Annotated in this window: 23 protein-coding genes; 19 read left to right on the forward strand and 4 right to left on the reverse strand. The window is 35.5% G+C overall.

The features are described 5' to 3' along the window. The 6 genes from BMW64_RS03395 to BMW64_RS03420 all read left to right on the forward strand — a co-directional run bounded on the left by BMW64_RS03395 (position 1) and on the right by BMW64_RS03420 (position 5,844). Positions 1-2,064 (forward strand): protein-disulfide reductase DsbD family protein, encoded by a 2,064-nt coding sequence (locus BMW64_RS03395; RefSeq protein WP_089998410.1) that lies wholly within the window; start codon positions 1-3, stop codon positions 2,062-2,064. 215 nt (positions 2,065-2,279) lie between these two features. Continuing rightward, complete coding sequence (locus BMW64_RS03400; RefSeq protein ID WP_089998411.1) at positions 2,280-2,807, forward strand: ExbD/TolR family protein; 528 nt, start codon at positions 2,280-2,282, stop codon at positions 2,805-2,807. A 59-nt stretch (positions 2,808-2,866) separates the two neighbouring features. Then, positions 2,867-3,379 (forward strand): hypothetical protein, encoded by a 513-nt coding sequence (locus BMW64_RS03405; RefSeq protein WP_089998412.1) that lies wholly within the window; start codon positions 2,867-2,869, stop codon positions 3,377-3,379. A gap of 10 nt (positions 3,380-3,389) precedes the next feature. Next, on the forward strand, positions 3,390-4,172 hold the full coding sequence (locus BMW64_RS03410; RefSeq protein ID WP_089998413.1) for an alpha/beta fold hydrolase: 783 nt from the start codon (positions 3,390-3,392) through the stop codon (positions 4,170-4,172). Positions 4,173-4,177: 5 nt separating this feature from the next. Then, positions 4,178-5,002, forward strand: coding sequence for a hypothetical protein (locus BMW64_RS03415; RefSeq protein ID WP_089998414.1), 825 nt, complete (start codon positions 4,178-4,180; stop codon positions 5,000-5,002). Between the two features lie 44 nt (positions 5,003-5,046). Further along, positions 5,047-5,844 (forward strand): patatin-like phospholipase family protein, encoded by a 798-nt coding sequence (locus BMW64_RS03420; protein WP_089998415.1) that lies wholly within the window; start codon positions 5,047-5,049, stop codon positions 5,842-5,844. 75 nt (positions 5,845-5,919) lie between these two features. On the opposite strand, the gene BMW64_RS03425 is transcribed toward BMW64_RS03420, so the two are convergent. Beyond that, entirely contained in the window at positions 5,920-6,927 is a 1,008-nt protein-coding gene (locus BMW64_RS03425; RefSeq protein ID WP_089998416.1) for a DHH family phosphoesterase, read from the reverse strand. Positions 6,928-7,146: 219 nt separating this feature from the next. Between BMW64_RS03425 and rpmH the strand changes: the two genes are divergently transcribed. Then, positions 7,147-7,305 (forward strand): 50S ribosomal protein L34, encoded by a 159-nt coding sequence (gene rpmH / locus BMW64_RS03430; RefSeq protein WP_007843334.1) that lies wholly within the window; start codon positions 7,147-7,149, stop codon positions 7,303-7,305. Between the two features lie 155 nt (positions 7,306-7,460). After that, the gene (locus BMW64_RS03435) at positions 7,461-8,171 is read left to right on the forward strand and encodes a cell division ATP-binding protein FtsE (protein ID WP_089998417.1); all 711 of its coding nucleotides are present in this window, start codon (positions 7,461-7,463) and stop codon (positions 8,169-8,171) included. A 6-nt stretch (positions 8,172-8,177) separates the two neighbouring features. On the opposite strand, the gene BMW64_RS03440 is transcribed toward BMW64_RS03435, so the two are convergent. Genes BMW64_RS03440 through BMW64_RS03450 form a run of 3 tightly spaced genes read right to left on the reverse strand, consistent with a single transcriptional unit; the run spans position 8,178 to position 10,916 of the window. Next, entirely contained in the window at positions 8,178-8,876 is a 699-nt protein-coding gene (locus BMW64_RS03440; protein ID WP_089998418.1) for a tRNA1(Val) (adenine(37)-N6)-methyltransferase, read from the reverse strand. Then, entirely contained in the window at positions 8,876-10,330 is a 1,455-nt protein-coding gene (locus BMW64_RS03445) for a sensor histidine kinase (RefSeq protein WP_089998419.1), read from the reverse strand. The genes BMW64_RS03440 and BMW64_RS03445 overlap by 1 nt, the downstream gene beginning before the upstream one ends. Next, positions 10,320-10,916 carry a riboflavin synthase gene (locus BMW64_RS03450; protein WP_089998420.1) on the reverse strand — a complete coding sequence of 199 codons (597 nt, stop codon included), beginning with the start codon at positions 10,914-10,916 and terminating at the stop codon, positions 10,320-10,322. Before BMW64_RS03450 ends, BMW64_RS03445 begins: the two co-directional genes overlap by 11 nt. A gap of 49 nt (positions 10,917-10,965) precedes the next feature. Between BMW64_RS03450 and pdxA the strand changes: the two genes are divergently transcribed. The 11 genes from pdxA (at position 10,966) to BMW64_RS03505 (ending at position 21,042) form a co-directional block, all read left to right on the forward strand. Beyond that, positions 10,966-12,057, forward strand: a complete 1,092-nt coding sequence (gene pdxA / locus BMW64_RS03455; protein WP_089998421.1) for a 4-hydroxythreonine-4-phosphate dehydrogenase PdxA — start codon at positions 10,966-10,968, stop codon at positions 12,055-12,057. Positions 12,058-12,141: 84 nt separating this feature from the next. Then, positions 12,142-12,666, forward strand: a complete 525-nt coding sequence (locus BMW64_RS03460) for a YceD family protein (protein ID WP_089998422.1) — start codon at positions 12,142-12,144, stop codon at positions 12,664-12,666. A 59-nt stretch (positions 12,667-12,725) separates the two neighbouring features. Next, positions 12,726-12,929 (forward strand): 50S ribosomal protein L32, encoded by a 204-nt coding sequence (gene rpmF / locus BMW64_RS03465; protein WP_007843326.1) that lies wholly within the window; start codon positions 12,726-12,728, stop codon positions 12,927-12,929. Between the two features lie 127 nt (positions 12,930-13,056). Beyond that, positions 13,057-13,536, forward strand: a complete 480-nt coding sequence (gene accB, locus BMW64_RS03470; protein WP_089998423.1) for an acetyl-CoA carboxylase biotin carboxyl carrier protein — start codon at positions 13,057-13,059, stop codon at positions 13,534-13,536. A 91-nt stretch (positions 13,537-13,627) separates the two neighbouring features. After that, positions 13,628-14,983, forward strand: a complete 1,356-nt coding sequence (accC, locus tag BMW64_RS03475; protein WP_089998424.1) for an acetyl-CoA carboxylase biotin carboxylase subunit — start codon at positions 13,628-13,630, stop codon at positions 14,981-14,983. Between the two features lie 289 nt (positions 14,984-15,272). Next, positions 15,273-16,517 (forward strand): ornithine--oxo-acid transaminase, encoded by a 1,245-nt coding sequence (rocD, locus tag BMW64_RS03480; protein ID WP_089998425.1) that lies wholly within the window; start codon positions 15,273-15,275, stop codon positions 16,515-16,517. Positions 16,518-16,522: 5 nt separating this feature from the next. Beyond that, on the forward strand, positions 16,523-17,308 hold the full coding sequence (locus BMW64_RS03485; protein ID WP_089998426.1) for a glycosyltransferase family 2 protein: 786 nt from the start codon (positions 16,523-16,525) through the stop codon (positions 17,306-17,308). After that, positions 17,305-18,069, forward strand: a complete 765-nt coding sequence (locus tag BMW64_RS03490; RefSeq protein ID WP_089998427.1) for a polysaccharide deacetylase family protein — start codon at positions 17,305-17,307, stop codon at positions 18,067-18,069. Before BMW64_RS03485 ends, BMW64_RS03490 begins: the two co-directional genes overlap by 4 nt. A 21-nt stretch (positions 18,070-18,090) precedes the next feature. Then, positions 18,091-18,855: a glycosyltransferase family 2 protein gene (locus BMW64_RS03495; protein ID WP_089998428.1), complete on the forward strand. Its 765-nt coding sequence runs from the start codon at positions 18,091-18,093 to the stop codon at positions 18,853-18,855. 4 nt (positions 18,856-18,859) lie between these two features. Continuing rightward, positions 18,860-19,849 carry a WaaS/CpsH family glycosyltransferase gene (locus BMW64_RS03500; RefSeq protein WP_089998429.1) on the forward strand — a complete coding sequence of 330 codons (990 nt, stop codon included), beginning with the start codon at positions 18,860-18,862 and terminating at the stop codon, positions 19,847-19,849. A gap of 2 nt (positions 19,850-19,851) precedes the next feature. Further along, on the forward strand, positions 19,852-21,042 hold the full coding sequence (locus BMW64_RS03505; protein ID WP_089998430.1) for a glycosyltransferase family 4 protein: 1,191 nt from the start codon (positions 19,852-19,854) through the stop codon (positions 21,040-21,042). Position 21,043 lies beyond the last annotated feature (1 nt).

Consider the following 21,043-nt stretch of genomic DNA (forward strand, 5'->3'; position numbering starts at 1 on the left):
ATGAAACTTAGAAACTGGTTTTTATTAATGCTGATGTTTTTGGCAACAGCAATTAATGCACAAATCAAAAATCCTGTAAAATTTAAATTTACAATCAACGAATTAGGAGACAATCAATATGAAGCCGTGCTGAACGCAACTATGGAAAGCGGTTGGCATATTTATTCAAAAGATATTCCGGAAGACACGGGAATTCCTACAGAATATAAAGTTTCGGGGAAGAATATTGAACTGATCGGCAAATTCACGGAAGTAGGTAAAAAGCATGAAGAATTTTCTGAAGCCTTTGGTGGAACAATTATTTTTTATTCTAATTCTGCAGGATTTAAGCAAAAGTTCAAATTAAAAGATGCTACAAAACCGGGAGATGTCGTTGCTGAAATTACTTATCAGACTTGCGACGACAGAGTTTGTCTTGCACCAAATACGTTGGAATTCAACAAACAGGTAACGCCAAAAGGTGCTCCTGAAGAAGCAACAACTGAAACTACTGTACCGGCAAAAGATTCTGCAAAAGTGGAAACGGTAGTAGAAAATCCGGCAAAAGCTACGGTAACGGTTACAGAAACATCAAAACTGGATCCTAAACAATTAAAAATAGAATCTATTGATTTTCAAAAACCACTCACAGACTGCGGAACTGCTGCTGCAAAAGTAGATGAAAATTACTGGACGTATTTATTTCTGGGCTTTATCGGAGGACTTATCGCTTTGCTTACGCCTTGTGTTTTCCCGATGATTCCTTTAACAGTTTCATTCTTTACGAAAGGCAGCATGAATAAGGCAAAAGGAAAAAGAGATGCCTTTATTTATGGATTTTTTATTCTCCTGATCTTTGTTCTCCTAAGTGTTCCTTTTCACATCATTGACGGGATTGCAGGAAATATTTTCAACGAAATATCGACGAGCGTATGGCTGAATATTGCATTCTTCATCATATTCATTTTCTTTGCGGGAAGTTTCTTCGGATACTATGATATTACTTTGCCAAGCTCCATTGCAAACAAATCATCAAAAGCAGAAGAGGCAGGCGGAATTATCGGAATTTTCTTCATGGCTCTGACATTGGTAATTGTTTCGTTCTCTTGTACAGGTCCTATTTTAGGTAGTTTATTAGGAAGTGCCGTGACAGGCTCTGCAAACGTTCCTATGCTGCTGACCTTCGCTTTGGCAGGTTTCGGTTTGGCCTGGGCGATCATTTTCGGATTGTTGGCTTTATTCCCGCAGGCATTGCAAAGTCTTCCTAAATCAGGAGGCTGGATGAATACGGTAAAAGTTGTATTAGGTTTTGTGGAACTGGCTTTAGCATTGAAATTCTTATCTAAAGCAGACCTGGTTTCCAAAACATTCTTATTAAAAAGAGAATTGTTTATTGTTATCTGGATCCTTGTGGCTTTAGGGTTAGCATTATATTTATTCGGAATTATCAAATTTCCGCATGATGATAAAAAGCCAAAAATTTCTGTTACCCGAAAAATTCTCGGTGTTTTGGGATTAGGATTTGTCATTTATCTTGTTCAGGGTTTGATCCCTTCTGATCGTCCTAAACTTCAGTTATTAAGCGGAATTTTACCTCCTTTAAATGTAAGTTATTTCCACGACGAAAAAGACGGAATTCTAGGAATGCATCCTGAACATGACTTCTTTAAAGCAGTGGAACTTGCTAAAAAGGAAGACAAACCAATCTTAATTGACTTTACAGGTTACGGTTGCGAAAACTGTCGAAAAATGGAAGAATTCGTATGGAGCGAGAGTGATATTTTACCGATTCTTCAGAATGATGTTGTGTTGGCCTCTCTTTATGTCGACGATAAGGAAGAATTACCTGAAGATCAGAAAACAAAGATAGACCTTGGCGACGGACAGGTGAAGAAAGTGAAAACAATTGGTGACAGATGGAGCCTGTTCCAGCAGGTGAATTTCAATAATAATTCTCAACCGCATTATGTTCTGGTAACTCCGGACGGAAAAGTGATCAACACGCCTGTATCAGGATATATGCCTAAGGAAGATTTCAAAAAATTCCTTGAATGTGGAGTGAATTATTATAAAAAGAATAAATAGTTTTTTCACTTTAAAATATACAAAGCCTTATCAGTTTCCTGGTAAGGCTTTTTTAATAGATTGATTTTAAAATATTTAAATAAAAAACACAACAATTAAATATTAATTTAATACTATTTTAATATTCAGGTACAAAATTTGTATAAATTTTGAACAATAAGTATATAATTGATACCCTTATTTTAAAATTGTTCAACATTTAAAAACTATTAATCATGGCTGAAGTAATTGCACAAGAGAAGCAAGGAGGAAGCAAACAAAGAAAAAAAATGATCAGAGTTGACATGACTCCAATGGTAGACTTAGGATTTCTATTGATCACTTTCTTTATGTTTACTACAAATTTCACAAAACCTAATGTGATGGATCTGGGATTGCCGGCGAAAGATCCGAATCCTATTCCAAAACCAACACCTCCAATTGATGTAAATAATCAGATAACATTTATTTTAGGTAAAGACAATCGGGTATTTTATCATCAGAAAACTAAAGAAGATTTAAATAAAAGTAATTTAAAAAAAACTGATTTCAGTGGAATTAATATTACCAAAATCATTTCCGAAGCTTATAATAAAGCTCCCAAAAAAGAAAATTTCACCATCATTATTGAACCTACAGATGATGCCAACTATAAGAATTTTGTGGATATTTTAGACAATATCGCGATTTCCAAGAAAGAACGCTACGGAGTTACCGATATCAAGCCGTGGGAAAAGAAAGTTTATGAAGAATTAACCAAATAAAGATTAAGGGCATTTTCAGAATACTCTTTTTTATTTATTTTTGGGTATAATTTTATTCAATGAAAAACTTTTTAACCGCAATAGCTATTACAGCATTATTTATTTCATGTTCTAAAAAAGAAGCCGCTTCCTCCAATTCAAATCAGGCAGACAGCACAAAAATCATTGACTCGATCAATGCAGCGAGAACCAAGATTAATGACAGCATAAAATCTAAAAACCGGTTCAGAGATTTTAGCGGAAAACATACATTTACCCATAATTTAATTAACAAAAAAGGATCTGTAAATTTCACAAAAGTTGAAGGAGAAAGAGACCGTTATAAAGTCTCGGGAGAAATAAGATCCGGAAAAGATTACGTTACGATTGACGGCACTGCAAACGCTGTTTCGGATAAACACGTCAATTTTTCAGGAACATTAACACAAAGTATTTCTGAGTACGACAACGGAAAACCTTATGTACGGAACAAACCAAAAACGTTCATGTCCAAAGACGGCGGAAAAACATACCGACTTCAGGATATGGTAAATGGTTCGGGATTTGTTGATTATATTGATATCCATTTTTAATTATTGAATTATGCTGAACTTTGAAAGAAAAGGAAACGGAAAAGAAATATTGGTACTACTCCACGGTTTTATGGAAAATCTTTCCATCTGGAGCGATATGGAACCACATCTTTCTGAAAATTTTTCATTATTAAAAATCGATCTTCCGGGACACGGACAATCAGATATCATTGCTGAAGTTCAGACCATGGAACTCATGGCGGAAGAGGTAAAAAAAGTACTGAACGATCAGAATCTGCAAAAGGTTCATCTGCTGGGACATTCGATGGGCGGATATATTTCGTTGGGATTCGCTGAGAAATATCCTGAATACTTAAAAAGTTTAACATTATTTTTCTCTACCTATTTACCCGATGATGCAGAGAAAAAACAGCAGCGCATCAAAAGTTACCGGATCATTGAAGACGCTTTTGCCCATTACGCACGAGCCGGAGTTCCCAATCTTTTTAACCCCAACGAAAGAGATGTTCTTGAGGGTAAAATAGAAACCGCCCTTGAAGTAGCATTATCGACCAACAATATGGGCGCCCTTGCGTCGGTAAAGGGCATGGTAGAAAGAACGGATAAAAAACACGTCCTTGAAAGTCTTGATGCAAAAATTTTAGTTCTCGCAGGCAAGCATGATAACGCCGTAAAAACGGAAACCATGATTAAAAATCTTCCGGACAGAACCAATATTAAATCGTACGTTCTAGACTGCGGACACAACGGACATTGGGAAAAACCCACCATCTGTGCAGAAATCATCAATACGGAACTTCTTCATAATTTACCGAAACATTTAGTTTTTTAGTTTTTATGAAAACAGGATTCTTATCAATTTTATTGCTCGCATTTTTAAGCTGTAAAAAAGAAAATATTGTTTCAAACGGTAATCAAAATAATTTTAAGAAAACGATCTCTGAAAACAGTAAAGATCAGTCGCAGATTCCACAAAAAGTCAAAGAAAGAGTGTTTAATTTCCAGACTGAATTATGTGATAATAAAGGCTATTTTGACTCCAACAAATATTCGAAAGAACAGCTTGAAGACACTTATATACTTTGGTTCAAGATGGGTGGCAGCTTATTAAGCACACCCTCAGTATTCAATCTTAACAACTTACAGAAAGTGCGAGTAGAAAAAGATGCAATTTTGGCTCAGCTTGATCGAGATTTTTTTAACCAGAAAAAGATACTTGAAAATTTAAAACCAGTAAATGATTCTTTTTGGGAAAATGTAAGAGTCCAAAAATTACAAGAACTCATTTACGAATACGAGTTTAAAAAAACTGAAATCAAGGCCTTTTCAAATCCGTCGGTTCTTATGAATTATAAAATCTCTAAAGAATGCGAAAATTTTGCAAAAGCTTTGAATTCAAATGATGCTCAAATGGTTGAAGAATGGAAAAAGCTGCGTGAAGAAATGAGCAAAAGAAACAGTAATCCACAAAGAATAATGGATGAATTTGAAGAACGTTTAAACTCAACCGAAAAGAATGATTTTGCAACAATTGACTTAATAACTTTTGGCTGGGGAAACTGTGCTAATGACCATATAAAAAGAGTGGAGTATGATGAAAAAATGTATAAAAAATTTAATTCTCTTTTCACAAAAATCGATTCTGAGTGTGATGAACCTTAAAATTGATTTATAATTCTGTATCTTAGTAAGGATTAAAATTCTCAATGGGTCTATTCTCTTTCAAAAAAAAGAAGCCGGTCATCGGACTGACACTTTCAGGCGGAGGCATGCGTGGAATTGCACACATAGCAGTTCTGAAAGCTCTGGAAGAATACAATCTGAAGCCGGACATCATTTCAGGAACCAGCGCCGGATCCATTGTCGGAGCCTTTTATTCTCTAGGAAAGACACCGGACGAAATGATGGAGATCGTGAAGCAGACTACTTTTTTCTCAAGATCTTATTTAAAACTTTCGAAGAACGGAATTTTCAGTTCAAAATTTATTTTAAAACTGTTAATGGATCATTTCCCAGAGGATGACTTCAACGTTTTAAAAATTCCGGTCTATGTTGCTGCAACCGAAATGACTCATGGAATCGTGGATTTCTTTTCAGAAGGAGAACTTTTCGGGCCACTGCTCGCTTCATCAAGTGTACCTTTTATTTTGCCTCCGGTGAAAATCGGTGAGAAAATTTATGTAGACGGCGGCGTTTTAGACAATCTTCCCATTGAGCCTATTATCGATAAATGTGATTTTCTGATTGCCTCACACGTCAATTCCATCAGCTATGACAGCCTTGAGAAAATGAGCCTGATGAAAGAATTCGACAGAATCCTTCACCTTGCCATCGCAAAATCAGTTTATTCGAAAGCAAAATCCTGTGATATCTTCCTGGATCCGCCCAAAATGACAAAGTTCAGTTTATTCAATAAAAAATTTCTTGACATCATGTTCGAGGAAGTTTATGAATACACCTGTAAAGAACTTGAGAAAAAAGGACATTCGCGAATTACGAATTGAGTTTTAGTGCTTTTAGAGCCTTAGAGCTAAAAGGGGCGTCATTTTCTCCATATCTAAACTTAACCTAAATCTCAATTACAAACTTTCTTCTCCTTCTATTTTCAATTTAAATGTTTCAATCGTACCCTGAAGAGATTCGTATGATTTTCCTCCGGCTGCATTGATGTGTCCTCCTCCGTTGAAATATTTTCTCGAAAACTGATTGACATCCATATCATCTTTACTACGGAAAGAAATTTTAATGAAATTTTCATAAAGATCTTCCATAAAGAAAGCTGCCATTTTCACTCCCATAATACTTAATCCATAATTAACAAAGCCCTCTGTATCACCTTTCTGGAAACCATACTCTTTCAGTTCTTCCCTTGTGAGATAGAGAATTGCCACTTTACCTTCTTTTACCACTTCTATTCTGCCTAAAATCAAAGCCAGCAAATGAAGACGTGAAACGGTATTCGTATCCCACGTATTCGAAGTAATCATTGCCGGATCCGCTCCGTGCTCGATAAGATTAGCAATAATTCTATGCGTAGTCGCGCTGGTAGAACGGAAGCGGAAGCCTCCTGTATCTGTCATGATTCCTGTATAAAGACATTCAGCGATATCTTTGTCAACAAATTTTTCATCCCCTAACGCTTCAATAAAATGATACACCATCTGGCACGTTGCAGGAATAATCGTGTTTGAATATACGAAATCAAACTGCTCAGGCTGTTGATGATGATCGATGAGAATTTTTTTTGCTTTTGCATTAGCTAGCCAGTCTCCCAACAAACCGATTCTTGAATGCGCATTGAAATCCAGACAAAAAATAACATCCGCTTCATTGATAAGATCAGAGGCAACTTTCCTTTTATACTCGCCAATCAAAACCTTTTTTGCATCCGGCATCCATTTCAGAAACTTGGGAAAATCATTAGGAACAATTACTTCTGCGAAAATTCCTTTTGCTTTAAGATAATGCTTTAAACCTAAGCTGGAACCGATAGCATCACCATCAGGATTGTAATGGGTAAGAATTACGATTTTGTTTTCCGGAGTCAGTAATGTATTGATTTCTAAAAGTTCCGCGGGTGTAAACATGGGATGTCTCTTTTCTTTAAAATTAAGTTTCCAAAGATAGAGCTTTTAAATAAATCATAAAGTATTATTTTTGCATGTAGTAAAAATCCAACAGTTGGGCTGCAGCTAAAATGTTATCAAAAATTTCAAAAAAATATTAGTAAAGTTTGTAACTTTTAAAAAATTGCATATCTTTGCAACCTGAAAATTAATAGATAATTACGATTTAAACATATAGTAATGAGTAAAAGAACATTCCAGCCATCAGAAAGAAAAAGAAGAAACAAACACGGTTTCAGAGAAAGAATGTCTACGCCAAATGGAAGAAGAGTTTTGGCTGCGAGAAGAGCTAAAGGCAGAAAGAGTTTAACTGTAAGTGCATCACGCGCTAAGAGATAATCTTTTTATTATCATATACAAATCATGCTTGAAAAGAAGTTTTTCAGGCATTTTTTGTTGTTAAAATTTCCTAAAATTTAGGTTCTTTATTCTTCTTTTTCCTATTTTTAAAATCTGAAAATATTTTTTTTTAGAAAGTACTTTAAAACTGAATTATGCCACATACACATATTGCCGGAGACAACATTATCAGCCTGCAGCACGCCAAGATTGCACAGAAAAACTTTACGGTGCTTTCCGATGTGAATCTGAATATCAAGAAAGGAAGATTCTGCTATCTTATCGGAAAAACGGGCTCTGGAAAAAGTTCATTGCTGAAGACATTGTACGGGCATATTCCTCTCGCCTCAGGACATGGAGCCGTTGTTGGCTTTGATCTTGCCAAGCTGAGAGCTTCCGACGTTCCGAATCTGAGAAGAAAGCTAGGAATTGTTTTCCAGGATTTCCAACTTCTTTCTGACAGAACAGTTGAAAAAAATCTGAAATTTGTACTGGAAGCAACCGGATGGAGTGACAAAGTAAAAATGGAAGACCGCATCAATGAGGTTTTAGGAAGCGTAAATATGAAAAGTAAAAAGCACAAAATGCCTCATGAGCTTTCCGGTGGAGAACAGCAGCGTGTGGCTATTGCAAGAGCTTTGCTTAACCATCCGGACTTAATTTTAGCTGATGAACCTACAGGAAATCTCGATCCTGAAACATCCAATGAAATCATGACCTTACTAAAGCAGGTTGCTCTGGAGAACGGAGCCGCTGTAGTAATGGCCACCCATGATTATCATATGATTCAGAATTTCCCGGGAGAAGCCATCAGATGTGAAGACGGAAAAGTTTCTGTGCTGGATACTGCGGAATTATTTGAATAAAATCTTCTAATTCTTTTTAAAAACATGAAACTCTTTGGTGAGTTCAAGATATTGGCCCGAGTATTGTCTCGGACTTTTTTCTATAATCAACTCTGATTCTTCCAATGGTTTTTCCGTTAGAGAAAATTCGAGAATGAGTCTCTTAACATTTGAATTTTTAATTCCAAAAATGTTAATTTTCCGAATTAAAAATAGTTGATTTTCTTTAGCAATTTCCACAAAAACATTTCCTGCTTCAGCAGGGATTATAACTGAAAAAAAACCTTTTTTTGAAAGAAGTTCCGAAGATTTCGAAATTAACTGACGAAAATTCAGCTCTATAGTCTGTCTTGCAATTTTATCTTTTTCAGAATCTGATGCTTCAAAATAAGGCGGATTAGAAACAATTAAATCAAATCTTTCAAGCGTTTCAAATTCTTTGAAATCCTGATGTGCATTTCTTAATCTTGCCGAAAATGGTGAGTTTTCAAAATTAATTTTAGTAAGATCCGCCGCCTCTTTATTAATATCAATTCCAAAAAAATTGGCTCCAGGATTCCTCTGGGCGAGCATTAAAGTGATCAAACCCGTTCCGGTCCCAATTTCGAGAACATTGAGAGCTTGCCCCACACCCGATAAAGCACCAAGCAAAACACCGTCTGTTCCTACCCGGAAGACCTCTTTCGACTGTTGAATAACAAATTGCTTAAAAGTAAATGATTTCACTATAAATTCGTAGGCAAAGTAATGGTGAATGTAGAACCTTTTCCGACTTCAGACTTTACGGTGATTTCTCCTTTATAATCTTCCACCATTTTTCTGACCATTGACAAACCTAAGCCCATTCCGCTATTTTTAGAGGTAAAATTGGGTTCAAAAATTCTTTCATAAATATTTTCAGGAATTCCGATTCCATTATCCTGAACAGAGATCATTACCCGACGCTGATGTTGTTCTACGTCAACATTGATGATTAATTTTCTATCATCGCTTTCTGCCTGCCTTGCGTTGGTAACAAGATTGGTGATAATTCTGGACAGATAAATCTTGTCCATATTAATCATAATATTACTCTTATTTGAATGCATAAAAATACTGTCGTCATTGAAAACGCGCAGGATATCTTCGATTTCATTATTAAGATTAATGATTTCATTATTCTTCTCAGGAAGTTTGGCAAATTCGGAAAAAGCGGAAGCGACAGTGGCGATAAGATCAATCTGATCAACCATTGTTTTGCTCATTTGTTTTACTTTTTCTTTTATATTAGGGTCTTCAGGATTAAATTTTCTTTCAAAATTCTGAATCGTGAGCTTCATCGGAGTGAGTGGATTTTTCACTTCATGAGCCACCTGTTTGGCCATTTCCCTCCAGGCTTCTTCAGACGCTTTAAAACGCAATCTCTCCTTTTGGTCCTGAATTTGAAGAATCATCCTGTTATAGGCTCTTGCCAAAGCATTTAATTCATCATTTTTATAATATCGAATCGGCCGCATTTCATTTTCAAACAATGTAATACGCGTGATCATATCAGAAAACTTAGTGATATTTTTAGCAAGATTATTCGACATTACCCAACTAAACCAAACGCTGAATAAAATGAGAATGATATCAACAAGAATAATATATTTCACATACGTATTAAGAACATCAAAATAGGCAGATTCATTATGGTATAAAGGAATATATACGATCGCAATTGGCTCAAGATCATTGTTTTTCAGCAACAGATAGGAAGAAGTAAGTACGGCATCCCGTGATGCATCATAGCCTTTGATATCAACCCTTGCTTTGGTCGACAGAATCCTGTTAACGATATTAATCGGTATCTTTTTCTGTTCTACCAGGCTTTCTTCTTTGTTTGAAAGTAAATAATTTCCTTTTAAGTCGTATAAAATAATGTCATGCTGGTTAATGTCTGCAATTTCAAAAATCTTGTTGTCAAGAAGACTAGGAAGATCTTTGGTTTCGGTGTGTTTCATGCTTACTGCATAATCCAGATACCGAATCACGGCACCGGTTTTTTCCTGCATATCAATCCTGCTTTTCTGCACAGAATTTTCCCTGAGAACAAAATACGGAACCAGCGAAGAAGCCACTACACTTAAAAGACATACCAACAAGAATCCGAAAAAGACACGGTTTCTTAAGCTATATCCTTTATACATACTAATTGACATTCTGTTTTTTAATTAACCTAGCAATATACTTACCAATTATGTCAAATTCTAAATTAACTTTATCACCTTTTTTTAAATTTTTCATGTTGGTGAATTCCCAAGTATAAGGGATAATTGCCACAGAAAATTGACTATCCTCACTCTTTGCCACTGTAAGACTTATTCCATTTACAGTAATAGATCCCTGAGGAACTGTTACAAAACTTCCGTCACTTTCGTATGACATGGTAATGAAATAACTTCCGTCTTTATTTTCAATGCTCACAACTTCACCCGTTTTATCAACATGTCCCTGTACGATATGACCATCCAGTCTTCCATCCATTTTCATGCATCGTTCAAGATTTACCACAGTTCCCAACTCCCATTTTCCAAGGTTTGTTTTTTCTAATGTTTCGTTGATTGCTGTTACAACGTATTGGTTTCCGTCGATCTTTACTACCGTAAGACAACACCCATTATGGGCTAAACTCTGATCAATTTTCAATTCATGTGTAAAAGGACAGGTTAACGTAAAATCAATATTGCTTCCCTTTTCTTCAATCTTCTCAATTACCCCAACTGCTTCAATTATTCCTGTGAACATATTATTTTTTGCTAAATTTGTAGTTTATTAATCTTCAAAGATAATCAAAATGAGCCCAAAAAACCATAAAGTACGAGTAGGAATTTCAATAGGAGATTTCAACGGCATCGGTCCAGAAATCATCATGAAATCCCTGGCAGACAAAACCATTACGGATTTTTTCACCCCCGTAATTTTTGGTTCGGGAAAATTATTTACTTTTCAGAAAAACATTTTTAAGTTGAATCTGAATTTCAACTATATCAATGAAGCATCCCAGGTACAGGTCGGAAAGCTGAATATGGTAAATCTTGTAAAAGAAAATTCTATGGTAGAGCTCGGTACACCAACGGAAGAATCTACCAAAATGGCGATTGATTCTCTTGAAGCAGCTACAGAAGCTTTACTGAAAGGAGAAATTGATGTTCTGGTAACTGCACCGATCAACAAGGATGAAATGGTGAAAATGGGCTTTAAACATGCCGGACACACCGGATATTTTGAAGAGAAATTTAATAAAAAGGGATTGATGTTCCTTGTCACAGAAGATCTGAAAGTGGCTGTATTGACACATCATATCCCGATTGCACAGGTTGCTGAAAATATTTCCAAGGAAAAAATTAAAAAGCAGATCAGGGTTTTAAATCAGACTTTAATTGAGGATTTTAATATTTCAAAGCCAAAGATTGCTGTTTTAGGATTAAATCCACATGCAGGTGATGGCGGCGTGATCGGAAAAGAAGAAATTGAAATTATTGCTCCGGCCATAAAAGAACTTTCAGATAACGGAATCCTGGCGTTTGGCCCCTTCCCTGCCGACAGCTTTTTCCAGCCGGGAAAATATAAAAGTTTTGATGCGGTTTTAGCAATGTATCATGACCAGGGCTTAGCTCCCTTCAAGACGTTAGCTTATGAAGAAGGCGTGAATTATACTGCGGGACTTCCTTTCATCAGAACATCACCCGATCACGGAACAGCCTACGATATTGCAGGTAAAAATATAGCTGATGAACAAAGCTTTACGGAGGCGATCTTCACGGCCATTAAAATTTTCAAAAACAGAAGTGAATACAACGATTTGATGAACAACCGACTGCAGCCAAGAAAAATGGCTGTAGACAACGGGATAGATGAAGATTTGCCGGACGAATCTGAAGGCTAAATCTTTAATACAGATTTTAAATTAATTTGTTTTAGAATTTATTTGTTATTATAAAAAAATTGCATATTTTTGCACACTCATTTTATGGACAAGTTAAGAAACTATGACGTAAGCTTTTCCGGATTAAAAACCGGCAAGCACGAGTTCAGGTTTGAGATAGATAAGGAGTTCTTTCAATTATTTGATACTGAACAGGAATTTACAAATCCAAGAATTTCAGTAAATGTTTTATTAGATAAGCATTCTACTTTTCTGGAATTTGAAATTAAAGTACATGGTACGGTAGAACTTGTTTGTGACATCACAAACGAAAATTTCGACCACCCCATCGAAAATGAAATCAAGGTTCTGGTGAAATTCGGAGAAGAATATGACGACAGCGAGGAAGATGTAATTACAATTCCTTCAAGTGATCATGCATTCAACATAGCACAGCTGATCTACGAAAATGTTGCACTTTCTATTCCGATGAAAAAGATATCACCGAATGTAAGTGATGAAGATCTTGCCATCCTTGAGAAGTTCAGTCCAAAAGAAACTCACGAAGAGGAAGAACATGAAAGCGACCCAAGATGGGACGCATTAAAAAATTTAAAGAATAAAAATTAAATAGTTTAATGATGAGATGATGAATCTCATCGCTCATCAATTAAAAAAGTTATTAGAAAATGGCACATCCAAAGAGAAGACAGTCGTCTACAAGAAGAGATAAGAGAAGAACTCACTACAAAGCTGTAGTTCCTCAATTAGCTAAAGATGCAACAACAGGAGAGCTTCACCTATATCACAGAGCTCACTGGCATGAAGGAAAACTTTACTACAGAGGTAAAGTAGTATTGGAAAAAGAAGTAGCAACTACTGAAGAAAACTAAGAGTCGCTTTTCACTGAAAAACACTCGTTTTTATACAAAAACCGCCCGATTTTTATAAAATTCGGCGGTTTTTTGTTGTTTTTTACGATTTTTTGGTATCTTTGACCCAAAATCAAATATCAATTTTATGGACATTAAAGACATCCAAAATCTTATTAAGTTTGTGTCTAAAGCAGAAGTTTCTGAAGTAAAATACAAAACTAAAGATTTCGAAATCACTATTAAAACTCCATTAGCTGGAAGCGAAGTGGCTTATGCTCAGCCTGCAGTTTACCACACTGCTCCTCAACAGGTAGCTGCTGCTCCGGCACCTGCTGCAACTCCTGCTCCGGCACAAACCACTGAAGCTGCATCTGATGATAGTAAATATGTAACCATCAAGTCTCCTATGATCGGTACTTTCTACAGAAAACCATCTCCGGATAAAGACGTGTTCGTAAATGTTGGTGACGAAGTTTCTAACGGAAAAGTAGTTTGCGTTATTGAAGCGATGAAATTATTCAACCAGATTGAATCTGAAGTAAGCGGAAAAATCGTTAAGATTTTAGTTGATGATGCTACACCGGTAGAATATGACCAACCTTTATTCTTAGTAGATCCATCTTAAGGAATTTTAGATTACAGATTATAAATTTTAGATGAAACTTCTTCATTTAAAATAATTTAAAATTCAAAATTTATAATTTAAAATTTCGAAGATGTTCAAAAAAATATTAATAGCCAATCGTGGCGAAATTGCAATGCGTATTTTACGTACTTGTAAAGAAATGGGGATCAAGACCGTTGCGGTTTATTCAACTGCAGATATAGACAGTCTTCATGTAAGATTTGCAGACGAAGCGGTTTGTATCGGTCCTGCAATGAGTAAAGACTCATATCTGAAAATCCCTAATATTATTGCAGCTGCTGAAATTACCAATGCAGACGCTATCCACCCAGGATACGGATTCTTATCCGAGAACGCGAACTTTTCAAGAATTTGTCAGAAGAACGGCATTAAATTTATTGGTGCTAGTCCAGAGCAAATCGAAAAAATGGGAGATAAAGCCAACGCTAAAGCCACTATGAAAGCGGCTGGCGTACCTTGTGTACCTGGTTCTGACGGCTTGATCGAATCTTATGAAATTGCCGCTACAACTGCTGAAGAAATCGGATATCCGGTTATGATTAAGGCAACAGCAGGTGGCGGTGGAAAAGGAATGAGAGCCGTATGGAAAGCTGAAGACCTTAAAGATCACTGGGAATCTGCAATTCAGGAAGCTGTAGCTGCATTCGGAAATGGAGGGATGTACATGGAAAAACTGATTGAAGAACCTAGACATATTGAAATACAAGTTGCGGGTGACCAATACGGTAAAGCATGTCACCTTTCTGAAAGAGACTGTTCGGTTCAGAGAAGAAATCAGAAACTGACGGAAGAAACTCCTTCTCCTTTCATGACAGATGAACTTCGTGAGAAAATGGGTGAAGCTGCTGTAAAAGCTGCTGAATTTATCGGATACGAAGGAGTGGGAACTATTGAATTCCTTGTAGATAAGCACAGAAATTTCTACTTCATGGAAATGAATACAAGAATCCAGGTAGAGCACCCGATCACTGAACAAGTAATTGATTATGATCTGATCAGAGAACAGATTCTTTTGGCTGCAGGAACTCCAATTTCAGGAATTAATTATTACCCTAAATTGCATTCCATCGAATGTAGAATTAATGCGGAGGATCCTTATGCTGATTTCAGACCGTCTCCCGGAAAAATTACTGGCTTGAATATTCCTGGCGGACACGGTGTAAGAGTTGATACACACGTTTATTCAGGATATACAATTCCTTCTAATTACGACTCAATGATTGCAAAGTTGATCACTACGGCTCAAACCCGTGAAGAAGCTATTGCTAAAATGAGAAGAGCGTTGGAAGAATTTTATATTGAAGGAGTAAAAACGACCATTCCTTTTCACAGACAGTTGATGGATAATGAAGATTATCTTTCAGGAAATTATACAACAAAATTCATGGAGGATTTTGTAATGGACAGAAAATATGATAATCATTAAGATTAATTGTATATAATTTGTAAACCGTTCTTTTTAAGAGCGGTTTTTTTTATAAAAATTTGCCAGAGTTCATAACTTTGCCTAGGTTGACCAGCCGCTAAATTAATAAATGTTAAAATTCATTTTTTTAAAGATATAATAACTATAACAGATTATCTACGTGAGAAATATTCTCTGATTCACTTTTCCAACAGACTTAAAAGTTCTTAAAATCCTTCCTTTTTCAGCATCATGCTTCTGTTTACCCATCTCGTTTATAATGTTTACATTTGCGCAAAACCAACATAATATGTCAACAGTAGAAACAGTTAAAGATTCACAATATTTTATCGACCTTGAAGACAAGTACGGCGCACACAATTACCACCCTCTTCCCGTAGTTTTAGATAAAGGAGAAGGTGTTTTCGTCTGGGATGTGGAAGGCAAGAAATATTATGATTTTCTTTCAGCTTATTCTGCTGTGAATCAAGGACATTCGCACCCAAAAATTGTAAATGCTTTGGTGGAGCAAGCTAAAAAATTAGCTTTGACATCAAGAGCTTTCTACAATTCTAAGCTGGGAGAATACGAACAAAAAATCACGACGCTTTTCGGTTTTGATAAAGTTTTACCCATGAATTCCGGAGCAGAGGCGGTGGAAACAGCCGTAAAATTGGCCAGAAAATGGAGCTATGAAGTAAAAGGAATCTCTGAAAACTCGGCTAAGATTGTTGTTTGTGAAAATAATTTCCACGGAAGAACGACTACGATCGTTTCCTTTTCTAATGATCCTGATGCCAACCAGAATTATGGCCCTTTTACACCGGGGTTTATTAAAATTCCTTATAATGACATTGCTGCGCTGGAAGAAGTTCTTAGCCGGGAAGCAGAAAATATTGCTGCCTTTTTAGTTGAGCCGATCCAAGGGGAAGCAGGAGTTTATGTTCCTAATGATGGTTTTCTTAAAAATGCTTCTGAATTGTGTAAAAAGCATAATGTTCTTTTCATCGCAGATGAAGTTCAGACAGGAATTGCAAGAACAGGAAAACTGATTGCCTGTCATCATGAAGATGTACAGCCTGACATTCTGATTTTAGGAAAAGCACTTTCAGGAGGAATGTATCCGGTTTCTGCAGTTTTGGCCAATAATGAGATTATGAATGTCATTAAACCTGGGCAGCACGGCTCAACGTTCGGAGGAAATCCTATTGCCTGTGCCGTAGCCGTAGCGGCTCTCGATGTTGTACAGGATGAGAATTTATCTGAAAGAGCCGAAGAACTTGGCAAATTATTCAGAGCTGAAATTGAAAAGGTGATGGAAAAAACCACACTGATTACAAAAGTAAGAGGAAAAGGCTTATTGAATGCTATTCTGATCAACGATACTCCGGAAAGTTCAACGGCCTGGAATATTTGTTTAAAGTTAAAAGAAAACGGACTTTTAGCGAAGCCAACCCACGGAAATATCATAAGACTGGCTCCACCGTTGGTTATTACGGAAGAGCAGCTTCTTGATTGTGTGCAAATTATTGAAAAAACCATCCTCTCTTTTTAACATAAATGGCACTTTCCCTCGCAGTCATTACTTACAATGAAGAAGATAATATTGTAAGACTTTTAGATTCGATCTCCGAGATTGTTGATGAAATTATCATTGTAGACAGCCTTTCGACAGACAAAACGAAAGAAATATGCACGGAAAAATATGCTAAAGTAAAATTTTTTGAAAAGAAATTTAATGGGTATGGTGAACAGAAAAATTATGCTATGGAACTTTGCTCCGGAGAATGGATTCTTTTTCTGGATGCCGATGAAGTGCCTGATGAAGATCTAAAAAAGGAAATACAAAGAATTACTTCAGAACAAAATCCAAAATTCTCTGTATACAAGGCAAAATATAATAATCACCTTGGTATTCATCTGATTAAATTTGGAGGTTGGGGAAATATATGCAGGGAAAGACTCTTCAGAAAGGACTCTGCTAGATATTCTGACGATAAAGTTCATGAATTTCTAATCACGAATGAAAAAGCAGGTCTTTTAGATGGAAAGATAGATCATTACACATACAAAAGCATTCATCATCATATTTCTAAAATTAATAAATATTCTGATATGATGGCAGAAAAAATGTTTGAGCGTGGTAAAAGATATCAGAATTTCAAAATCATTGTAAGTCCTGCTTTTGAATTTATTAAAGTATTTATATTTAAACTAGGATTTTTAGATGGCTTTGCCGGTTTTTATGTAGCTAAAACGATGTCCTATTATACTTTTTTAAAGTACATAAAATTGCGTGAAAAAATAAGAATCCGCGAATTCAGAAAAAAATGTGGTGACTTATGATGATTTTGTATTTCACTGTTGCTGTATTGCTTTTTGTGGTCGTTTATTTCCGGCTTTATCTTTATTTATTCCCCAAAAACCGGCTGGTTATTTTAATGTATCATCAGATTGCAGAAAGGAGCACTGAAGATCTTACAGTAAGTGTAAAAAATCTTGAGGAACAATTTAAATATATAAGCAAAAAAAAATATAATCCTAAGTTCTTTAACGAGTTACATACTCCGTCCAAAAGAAGTATCATTATCACATTTGATGACGGGTATAAAAATAATGAGGTCTACCTTCCTGCTTTATTGGAAAAATATAAACTGAAAGCAACCATATTCATCCCCACAGAATTTATTCAGAAAGGATATAAAGATAATGAAATGATGACTTTTGAAGACATCAGAAATCTCGACAGGGATTATTTTGAAATTGCCCTTCACAGCCATTCTCATCAAAACTTCAGAAATGTTTCTGCTGACTTTATAGAAAATGATCTTCAAAAAAATATGCAGATTCTCGATAATGAAAATATACAATATTCAAAAGTCATAGCCTATCCTTATGGGAAATATCCTAAAAAAAATCCGGAAAAAGCTGCTGTTTTTTCAGTTTTAAAACAATTAGGTATTCTTTATGCCCTAAGAATCGGGAATAAAATCAACTATTTTCCTTCACAAAATCCTTACGAATTGTGCAGAATAGATATAAAAGGAAAAGACACGCTGATACATTTCAAATTAAAACTTATCTTTGGTAGATTAAAAATGTTTTAGGAAAAGATAAATTAATTGGTAATGACAGAACATGGTGTGATGAATGTAAGCGGCTTAATCATAACCTATAACGAAGAAAAAAACATTCAGGAAGTACTGGAATGCTTTGATTTCTGTGACGAAATAATCGTGGTAGATTCATTCAGTACAGACAAAACTGTAGAGATTGCACAAAAATTTCCTAAAGTAAGGGTCATTCAAAATCGATTTGAAGATTTTACAAAGCAGAGAAATATTGCATTAGACGCCGCAAAAAACGATTGGGTATTATTTCTTGATGGGGATGAAAGAATCACTGCTCCATTAAAAAAAGAAATTATAGAAGAGCTCAAAAAACCTGTTCCAAAAGACGCTTATTATTTTTACCGGAAATTTTACTTTGCTGAAAAACCCATTCATTACTCAGGGACACAGACAGACAAGAATTTCAGGCTTTTCAGAAAATCTAAAGCGCGATATATCACTGGAAAAAAGGTTCATGAAACATTGCACGTTAACGGAACTACCAGCGAAATGAAAAATAAGCTCCTGCACTTTTCCGTTAATGATTATGAATCTTATAAAACAAAAATGATCCATTACGGAGTTTTAAAAGGCCAGGAATTGGCAGCAAGAGGAAAAAAGTATAATCGTATCACTCAATATTCCAAAACAGCTTTTAAATTTTTTAAGGCATACATTTTGCGTTTAGGTATTCTTGACGGAAAAGAAGGCTACCAGCTTTCTTATCTGCAATCCTTAAGTGTTTTTGAAACTTATGAATCATTAAAAAAGGAACAAAACTAAGTGAATGAAAATTTGTGTAATTAGTTTCGATTTTTGGGGATATGATTACTATATTGTTGACACGCTGCGTTCTAAAAATATAGATGCCCGACACATTAAAATAAGCGACGTAACGCATTCTAATTTTAGTGAAAGGGCAACCAATGCCGTAAGCAAAATTTTCCTTAATAAAAACCTGAAGACAGAAAAAAGACAAAGATTTGTCATTGATTCCCTTGAGCAACTGGGATATCAGGATCAGATTCTAGTCATGAATCCTGATACTTTTGATCTTTCTACTCTTCAGGAAATCAGAAAATATACCGGGCGTCTTATTACTTATCTTTATGACAGCCTTGACAGGGTTCCGGTTGATGAAAAAAAGCTTGAACTTTTCGACAAAATTTTCTCATTTGATATTGCCGATGTGGAGAATTACGGTTTCGAAAAATTGACAAATTACATTTATATGCCGCTCACCCGATGTGAGAAACAAAGACCTGAGATGGACTTGTTTTACATCACTTCTTATGACAATAAAAGAGTGGAATTTATTAAGCTTTTAACTAAAAAATTGCTGGAATTGAAACTGAAATTTCAGATTATTGTTATTGGGAAAAAAGGCTGGAAACATCAGTTGAAAAATGCATTCTTTAAAATTCCGGAAAATCTGCACATTATTTTCAGCATAAAAAAAATAAGTCATAAAAAGCTTCCTGAATATTACAAAAATTCGCGAGCTTTGCTTGATCTTACCCGTGAAAACCAATATGGACTGAGTTTCAGGGTTTTTGAAGCAATGGCTTTAGAAAAGAAGATTATTACTGATAATGAATGGATTAGAGATTATGACTTTTACAATCCGCAGAATATTTTGGTTTTAAATGAAACCTGCAGTAATCTTGAAAAATCCTTCTTTGAGACACCCTATGAGAAAATTCCTGAGGAGATTTATCATAAATACACGTTGGATCATTGGACAGATAAAGTGTTCGGGCTCAATAAAAAAACTTAAGAATGGGAATTATAAAGAAAATAAAAAAACACTTCAGAAGAAAAGAAAAACTTAAAGCTCTTGGTACACAGGAGATCATCAACATAACATCTTTTGACCCATCCAGAAAAACCATCCTGTTTGTATCCAGAGACTTCCCTACTCATGATAAAGATTCAGGGTCTAACAGACTCAAAGAAATTATTTTAATCTACAAAGATTTAGGCTATAACTGCATTTTATTTGCGCCTAATATGTTTGAAGATGATACTTATGTAAAATTCTATGAACAAAAAGATATTATTGTATTTGTAGAAAATAATAAGTTCAACACTATTTATGATTTTATTACTGTTTTCAGAAAAATAGACTTCGTTTGGTTTAATGGTCCACTCGCATTAAATTTATTTTACAAAAAGATGAAAGCGATCTTGCCACATGCAAAATTCATGTATGATATGGTAGACATTCATTTTTTACGTTATAAAAGGGCTATCGAAATAGAACCAAACCGGATTTCATTAAAGAAAAAATATAAGCACTTCTTCCACCTGGAAACAGTTGTTGCACCTCAGCTTGACTATATCATTGCCATTTCTGATAAGGAAAAGGAGATCATGAGCCAATATGCGGATAAAAATAAGATCATCACTATCTCTAACATCCATTATCCTAAAATTGATATTTCTGAAAGAAAGGATTTTGCAAAGAGCGAGGGAATTATTTTCATAGGATCCATTCACGAACCCAATATTGATGCTGTAAAATTTCTTTACGATAAAATAATGCCATTGGTCTGGAAGGAAAATCCTGAACTTGAAGTGAGTGTCATCGGGAATGTAGCCGAAAAGCTTGATATTAAACAATATCCTAAATTCAAATTTTTAGGTTTTGTGGAAAGTATTGAAGATCATTTTATGAGCTCCAGGCTCATGGTAGCGCCATTGCGATTTGGTGCCGGAGTAAAGGGCAAGATCGGACAGGCATTCGAGTATTTCCTGCCGGTCGTCACTACAGACATCGGGGCAGAAGGAATGCAGCTGGAAAACGATAAAAATGTATTGATTGCCAATGAAGAGAAATCCTTTGCAGAAGCGATTATCCGCCTGAATAAAAATGAAAAGCTATGGAATATGCTTCGAGAACATTCCGTTGACAGTCTGAAACCGTTTTCAATTGCAGCAGTGAGTGAAACCCTGAAAAAAATTAATTAAG

The organism is Chryseobacterium taichungense, from assembly GCF_900109935.1.
In the GTDB taxonomy this organism is placed as follows: Bacteria; Bacteroidota; Bacteroidia; order Flavobacteriales; family Weeksellaceae; genus Chryseobacterium; species Chryseobacterium taichungense.

What these genes read in the sequence shown, in the direction of transcription:
- BMW64_RS03395 (WP_089998410.1), top strand. Translation starts at nt 1, where the DNA reads ATGAAACTTAGAAACTGGTTTTTATTAATGCTGATGTTTTTGGCAACA.
- BMW64_RS03400 (WP_089998411.1), top strand. Translation starts at nt 2,280, where the DNA reads ATGGCTGAAGTAATTGCACAAGAGAAGCAAGGAGGAAGCAAACAAAGA.
- BMW64_RS03405 (WP_089998412.1), top strand. Translation starts at nt 2,867, where the DNA reads ATGAAAAACTTTTTAACCGCAATAGCTATTACAGCATTATTTATTTCA.
- BMW64_RS03410 (WP_089998413.1), top strand. Translation starts at nt 3,390, where the DNA reads ATGCTGAACTTTGAAAGAAAAGGAAACGGAAAAGAAATATTGGTACTA.
- BMW64_RS03415 (WP_089998414.1), top strand. Translation starts at nt 4,178, where the DNA reads ATGAAAACAGGATTCTTATCAATTTTATTGCTCGCATTTTTAAGCTGT.
- BMW64_RS03420 (WP_089998415.1), top strand. Translation starts at nt 5,047, where the DNA reads ATGGGTCTATTCTCTTTCAAAAAAAAGAAGCCGGTCATCGGACTGACA.
- BMW64_RS03425 (WP_089998416.1), bottom strand. Translation starts at nt 6,927, where the DNA reads ATGTTTACACCCGCGGAACTTTTAGAAATCAATACATTACTGACTCCG.
- rpmH (WP_007843334.1), top strand. Translation starts at nt 7,147, where the DNA reads ATGAGTAAAAGAACATTCCAGCCATCAGAAAGAAAAAGAAGAAACAAA.
- BMW64_RS03435 (WP_089998417.1), top strand. Translation starts at nt 7,461, where the DNA reads ATGCCACATACACATATTGCCGGAGACAACATTATCAGCCTGCAGCAC.
- BMW64_RS03445 (WP_089998419.1), bottom strand. Translation starts at nt 10,330, where the DNA reads ATGTCAATTAGTATGTATAAAGGATATAGCTTAAGAAACCGTGTCTTT.
- BMW64_RS03450 (WP_089998420.1), bottom strand. Translation starts at nt 10,916, where the DNA reads ATGTTCACAGGAATAATTGAAGCAGTTGGGGTAATTGAGAAGATTGAA.
- pdxA (WP_089998421.1), top strand. Translation starts at nt 10,966, where the DNA reads ATGAGCCCAAAAAACCATAAAGTACGAGTAGGAATTTCAATAGGAGAT.
- BMW64_RS03460 (WP_089998422.1), top strand. Translation starts at nt 12,142, where the DNA reads ATGGACAAGTTAAGAAACTATGACGTAAGCTTTTCCGGATTAAAAACC.
- rpmF (WP_007843326.1), top strand. Translation starts at nt 12,726, where the DNA reads ATGGCACATCCAAAGAGAAGACAGTCGTCTACAAGAAGAGATAAGAGA.
- accB (WP_089998423.1), top strand. Translation starts at nt 13,057, where the DNA reads ATGGACATTAAAGACATCCAAAATCTTATTAAGTTTGTGTCTAAAGCA.
- accC (WP_089998424.1), top strand. Translation starts at nt 13,628, where the DNA reads ATGTTCAAAAAAATATTAATAGCCAATCGTGGCGAAATTGCAATGCGT.
- rocD (WP_089998425.1), top strand. Translation starts at nt 15,273, where the DNA reads ATGTCAACAGTAGAAACAGTTAAAGATTCACAATATTTTATCGACCTT.
- BMW64_RS03485 (WP_089998426.1), top strand. Translation starts at nt 16,523, where the DNA reads ATGGCACTTTCCCTCGCAGTCATTACTTACAATGAAGAAGATAATATT.
- BMW64_RS03490 (WP_089998427.1), top strand. Translation starts at nt 17,305, where the DNA reads ATGATGATTTTGTATTTCACTGTTGCTGTATTGCTTTTTGTGGTCGTT.
- BMW64_RS03495 (WP_089998428.1), top strand. Translation starts at nt 18,091, where the DNA reads ATGACAGAACATGGTGTGATGAATGTAAGCGGCTTAATCATAACCTAT.
- BMW64_RS03500 (WP_089998429.1), top strand. Translation starts at nt 18,860, where the DNA reads ATGAAAATTTGTGTAATTAGTTTCGATTTTTGGGGATATGATTACTAT.
- BMW64_RS03505 (WP_089998430.1), top strand. Translation starts at nt 19,852, where the DNA reads ATGGGAATTATAAAGAAAATAAAAAAACACTTCAGAAGAAAAGAAAAA.